Source organism: Candidatus Nitrosotalea sp. FS, assembly GCF_011319475.1.
Taxonomy (GTDB): domain Archaea; phylum Thermoproteota; class Nitrososphaeria; order Nitrososphaerales; family Nitrosopumilaceae; genus Nitrosotalea.
Map to the genome: position 1 here is coordinate 1 of NZ_RCMC01000150.1, position 663 is coordinate 663.

General features: G+C 34.4%; 1 protein-coding gene. It reads right to left on the reverse strand.

Translation table 11 applies throughout. The annotated features are described in order from the left end of the window. Positions 1-663, reverse strand: a 663-nt coding sequence (locus DYY66_RS05340) for a GAD domain-containing protein (RefSeq protein ID WP_309223969.1), incomplete at both ends; no start/stop codon positions are given.

Sequence of the window (663 nt, forward strand, 5' to 3'; positions counted from 1 at the left end):
TAATGCCATGAGATTCTCTTCCCATGATCTCGGAATCTTGTTTCTTGCTTGTTCTATCGCTTCATTATCTACAATTATTGGTGGTATGTCTGTTTCTGGATACATTCTTGAAGAGCCTGGCCTTGGTCGTAAAAACACTGTTTCTCCTGTAATTGTAGCAGCTCTTGTTTCTGCAGGTATTCCATTTCTTGCATCTTCAATTCGTTTTATGATGGATTCTATTACAATGTCTAGTTTTTTTTCATTTCCAGCCACGATAATAAACGCGTCATTAGATTTTATCTCAAGTATATTTTTTACTTCTTGAATTTCTGATTCTTCTATGCCATAATTTGGTAGTTCATCAGAATGAAACAATCCACCCAACCCAAAAAATCTAACCAGCTCACCCAGTTGTTTTCCTAATCTTATTCCTGGATATGGTTCCCATCCAAACATTCCTGAAAAACCTTTGATTCTCATTGCCTTGATTGAGGAGCCTTCTGAAAGAGATTTCTGAATAATTTTTGATTTACAGCTTTTGAATATGTTTGATATGTCTCTTACATCTTTTTCTTTGGTGATTTTTTCTATCTTGAGCGTCTGTAGTTTTTCTGCAATAATTTTTAGGCCATGTTGTCTTTTTGCTTCATATTCGATGACTTTTTCTAACTGATCTAATTT